The organism is Candidatus Viridilinea mediisalina, assembly GCF_002532535.1.
GTDB classification, from domain to species: domain Bacteria; phylum Chloroflexota; class Chloroflexia; order Chloroflexales; family Chloroflexaceae; genus Viridilinea; species Viridilinea mediisalina.
Window position 1 is genome coordinate 1 of sequence record NZ_NQWI01000195.1, and the last position, 4,929, is coordinate 4,929.

The 4,929-nt window shown below is 58.7% G+C and carries 4 protein-coding genes; all 4 read right to left on the minus strand.

Annotated elements, in window-relative coordinates:
• Window positions 1–571: 571 nt before the first annotated feature.
• A complete protein-coding gene (locus CJ255_RS20970) occupies window positions 572–1,303 on the minus strand; it encodes a Crp/Fnr family transcriptional regulator (protein WP_097646028.1) in 732 nt (243 codons plus the stop codon).
• A gap of 163 nt (window positions 1,304–1,466) precedes the next feature.
• On the minus strand, window positions 1,467–1,736 hold the full coding sequence (locus CJ255_RS20975; RefSeq protein WP_097646029.1) for a hypothetical protein: 270 nt from the start codon (window positions 1,734–1,736) through the stop codon (window positions 1,467–1,469).
• A gap of 150 nt (window positions 1,737–1,886) precedes the next feature.
• Complete coding sequence (locus CJ255_RS20980; protein ID WP_165774864.1) at window positions 1,887–2,324, minus strand: hypothetical protein; 438 nt, start codon at window positions 2,322–2,324, stop codon at window positions 1,887–1,889.
• 158 nt (window positions 2,325–2,482) lie between these two features.
• Window positions 2,483–4,789, minus strand: coding sequence for a glycosyltransferase family 39 protein (locus CJ255_RS20985; RefSeq protein WP_097646030.1), 2,307 nt, complete (start codon window positions 4,787–4,789; stop codon window positions 2,483–2,485).
• Window positions 4,790–4,929 lie beyond the last annotated feature (140 nt).

The window sequence follows — 4,929 nt, forward strand, 5'->3', positions numbered from 1 at the left end:
GTTGGCAGTCTTGAAGCATCCCGACATTCCTCTGCACAACAATGACATGGAACTGGCGGCTCGTCGCCGGGTGCGGATAATTGTATCACGAAGCAACTCATCCTCCGTTTTGCCAATTTGTTGGGCAATCTGGGAAAAACTGTCTGTTCTTGTTCAGTAAGTAAGGTTGATAGTTGTGATCATGCGATCCTACTTACATCCCGGATGAGCGTAGTGTAACGGATTCGTAGCGACTGCGCAAGCACCAAAACAGATCATTTGTTTGCAAAACAACAGGCATGGTGATAACACCCTAACGTTATCCGTTAGCCGCCCCGCTGGCAACTGTCTGAACCGAAACATGTGTCGGCACGATGAAAAGGTATCTTTTCGGGTACCATCTCAGGCTGTTTTGCGGCTTCTGCCCTCGCACGTTTGGCAACTTGCTCAGCATCAGAAAGCCATCCTGGGATTGGTACGGGCGTGCGAGATAGACAAGTAGCAGAGTAAAGCTACCGCGCAGTTGGAAAATGGAAGCACAGGACGGCCAACTGCACTCTTCGTGAGTGATCGTCCTTGAGGTGCAGACTGTTCAAGTTCCACCCTCGCCCAGCTCGCTGAGTACCCGTAACCCTGGTTCATCAACCAGCACCACACATCCCCGCTTCAGTTCGATCAGCCCCTGGGCGCGAAACTCGTTGAGGATCTTGGTCGCCGTCTCGCGATAGGTACCAACCATTTCGGCTAGGGCTTCGTGGGTGAAGCGTACCTCAGGCGGGCCACTGGCGGGACGGAATAGGCGTGCTTTCGGGGGGCGGGCCAACTGAAGCAGCAGGCTCGCTAAGCGTTGCGGCAGGTTCTTGAAGGCAAAGTCGGAGAGCCGCTGCTCGGCGCTGATCAGGCGCTGGCCCAGAATTTCGGCCACCCGTGTGGCAATGCGAGGGTCGCTCAGCAACATCCCCTTGACATCCTCGCGACTCATCAGACAGAGCAAGCACGGGCTGAGTGCCTCGGCATAACTCTGGTGAAGGCGCTGACCAAGCAGGGCCATCTCGCCAAAAATCGTGCCGGGTTCCAGTACGGCAATGGTCAGCGCCTTGCCTTCGGGTGAGAGGTGGTAGATCCGCACCTGGCCTTCCTTGAGGATGAAGAGGACTTCGGCGGCCTGTTCGGGCGAAAAGAAGACCGTCCCGGCAGGCACACGCTGCATCGGGGCGCGTTTGCCTAGGGCTTCTACTTCGGCCTGTTCGAGATCGCGAAAAATGTCGGTGTCGCGCAGGTAGCGCAACTTATCCGGCAGGGTCTCAGGTCGTCGCTCGCTCATGTAAATTCCTCATCATCACAAACACGAAATGGGTGTTTTGATGATAAACCAAGGTAGCCATCGCCATTGGCTGGCAACGTGACGGGCTGGAACGAGAGGGAGGCTTTCTGGAACATCAGCACTGCTACAGCATTGCTTATTTGCTCTCAGTGTTTCGCTCGCTCTACGCTCCAGCCAGTGCCGCCAATGTGTTCTTGGTGTCGAGCAGATTGATGAGAGTTGCTAGAGTGGGGTTGCCGAGCGATACGATGCGCTCACCAAGCACATAGGTTGGCGTACCGAAGACGAAGTCCGGCTTCACGGCATTGGGTTGATCAAGATCCACCAACTCGATGGGGTAGGTTGGTCGTTGCCTGCGCAGCTCGGCGACCAATTGATGGGTACGGTCACAGACGGTGCAGCTAGCAGAGACATAGACGCGGAGGGGTTTCATATTCAGTGTTCTGATATCAATGACCGGAAAATGGAGAGAAGCTACTGATACCATTTACGATTGTAGATTGCAGATTGCCGAACATGGCGTCCCAATGGGCGTTAGCGTTCTTGATAATGCGGCATGTTCAAGGGTAATTGGTATGACTCTTTAGCGCCGGACAAACCAGGTGAAGACCAGGCCAGTGACAAGGCCAAAGATCAGGTGGCCCATTAGACTCATTAGCATAGGCCCACTCAGTGCTGCACCGAACTGTAGACCCATGCCCATCATTAGCGGCATGATCACCAGCGGACCGAGTACCCACCAGATCGCCCCGTAGAGCAGCCCCCAGATCGCACCCTGGCCAAAGTTGGTGCTACGACTTCCAAAGAGTACTCCGAAGCTGGTGCCAATCACTGCGCTGATAACCATATGCACCAGAAAGCCCACTACCGCAGAGTTGCTACCAACTAGACTAGCGATCATCGGCAGCATACCCATCATTGCCATCATGACGCCGAAGACTACTCCACCCGCTAGGCCACCAACCACGCCCCCGATCAGCTTCTGGTTCATCCTGTCCTGGACTTGTGCTACCGTTGTCATCGTCGTGCCTCCTTTGGGTTGGGGCGGCTGCCCCGCGCTGCTTACTTCCTGAAGCCAGTGTAGACCCACTTCGTGGCGCGAACTGTAAGGTAGCCTACAGAATCCTATTTCCTAGCTCCTCATTATTCAATCCTCTGCGTCCTCTGTGCCTCTGTGGTTCAATCCTCTACGTCCTCCCCCTCCACCACAATCTCCACCGTGCCCAACACGAGCCGCCCGGCCCCGATCTGCGCCTCATGCATAACCGGCAAGCGCCCGGCTTCGCTGGGGTCGTTGGGATCGTAGAGCCCCAAGAGTAGCGTGTAGCGCCCGGGTGCGAGGTCGCGGGGTAGCGCAATGGCCCGGTCGTCGCGGGCAGGTTTGCCCGGTAGCCAGACGCTCGTTGGTAGGTAGCCCTCTAGGGGCGGCCCGTCTTTACTAGCGACAGGTGGCTCGTCACAACGTTGGCAGAGGTGCAGAAACATGCTGTAGTCGCGGCCTGGCGTCTCTACCACATCCCAAAAGAGACTCAGCGGGAGATTGCCGCCCGCTCGGTAGACCCCCGGCCCGGCTGGGGTGGTCGCTTTGAGCGTGTAGCCCAAGAGGATGATCTGGTCGCCAAAGGTAGCTCCGACGAGTTTCTGGGGGTGTTGGGCTGCGCCGGTTACGTAGGCTTCTGGCGACTGTTGGCAGAAGAGATGGGCTCCGTTGTAGCGCCAGATGCCACAGGGCCATGTGCGCTGTTGGCTGCTATAGGCCCAAAAGAGGCCCACTAGCCCATACTCATCACCGGGCAGCGGGCGGTCTACTGTGCGCGCATGGTCGGGCGCAATCAGCAACCAACTGCGCGTATAGCCCGCCAAACGGGCCCGACGCTCCAGATCCCATTCCCGCTGCCCAAAGGCGGTCTCGCCCTGCCAGAAGTCGCCAAAGAGGATCGGCTCAGGCGCAGGGTCGCTACTCAGTTGCGCCATGTAGTAGTGGTAGAGCGGCGCAAGGTAGGCAGGATGGATCACAATCGCATCATCGGGATGCACGCGGGCGGCAAGGGCCGCAAGCGCCTCGCGGTACTGCTCCTTCACCGGATCGCCCGAAAAGAGACCAAAGGTGGGTTGACGCAACGCCAAGCCACAGGTCACAAGGACGCAGATGAGGAGCATGGAGGCGAGGATGCGTGAGGAATGCTCAAGATGGCCCTCACCCCCTACCCCTCTCCCACGTTGTGGGAGAGGGGCGAAGGCACCGCTATTTTGTTCCGTTCCTTTGCGTTCTTTTGCGGCGGCGCACCTGTTCTCTGTTCTTTGTTCTCTGTTCTCTGTTCTCTGTTCTCTGTTCTCCGTTCTCCGTTCTCTGTTCTCCGTTCTCTGTGCATCCCCCCCCATCCCCCATCCCATCAGCAGCACCCATACCGGAAAGATCGCCATGAGGTAACGGGCCTCGTAGAGGCGCGTGAAGCTGAGTTGGGCCAGGAAGAGCAGCAGGGGCACAATGAGCAAGATCAGCAGCACTGCGGCGGGTAGGCGGCGATGAGGTTTCCGCAGATCGCTCACGGCCTGCAAGAGCCCCCATGCGGTGAGCAGTACCCAAGGCACGAGCCACCACCACGGCAGATCGCCGGGCCAGCGATCCAGACTAAAGCGCACAAAGGTTAAGCCCAGGGCCAGCAGTGGATCGGCGGGGATGGCCGCGCCCGCCTCGGCGCGCCCTACGGCCTGTTCGCCACCCAAGCCGCCCACCATTGCCGCCACAAGGCCCAGCGAGAGCAGGGTCGCAATGAGGAGCGCCAGGGGGCGCATGGCAGGCTTGCCTAGCCATGTGCTTTCAGGTGCAGGGGGCAATCGTAACACCCACGCCCAGACGCCAGCCACAAGCAGCAGGGCGCTCAGCCGGTGGACGAAGAGCGCCAGGAATGCGACACCAACCAGCAGCATCCAATCGTGCCACTGGTTGCGCCGTAGCACCCGCAGTAGCAGCCAGACCAAGAGGGTCGAGATGAGCAGCCAGAGGCTATAGACCTTCGCCTCTTGGCTGTACCAGATCGCGTAGGGCGAGGCAAGCATGAGCAGGGCGGCGGCAAACGGGTAGAGCCAAGGAGATCGGTTGGGAGCGACAGCTAGATTCGTGCGACGCTCTGGGTGGCCCTCACCTCCTACCCCCTGTCTTGCCCAAGCACCAAGCTCTCGTGCTGCCAGATAGATCACAGGCACGGTCAGCGCCCCGGCCAGTGCCGAAGGCATGCGTAGCGCCGCTTCGCTTGCGCCAAAGAGTTCCATCCAGCCCTTGAGCAACAGGTGGTAGAGGGGGTAGGCAGAACTTGGATTGAAGAGATCTGCCAGCAGATACGCCCAAGGCGCACGACTCAACTGCCAACTACTGCCCTCATCGAGCCAGAGGCTCTGGGCGTCGAGTTGGTACAGGCGCGGAGCGAGGGCGAGGAGGAAGAGCAGGCATAGGACAACGTAGGTGCAGAGCGGGTGTTTCAGCACAGAGGCCCAGCGTTTCAGCGGTAGGGCTCGTTTTGCATGGTAAAAATGTTCGTACAAAGCTTTTCGGCTATCGGCTATCGGCTATCGGCTATCGGCTATCGGCTATCGGCTATCGGCTATCGGCTATCGGCTATCGGCTA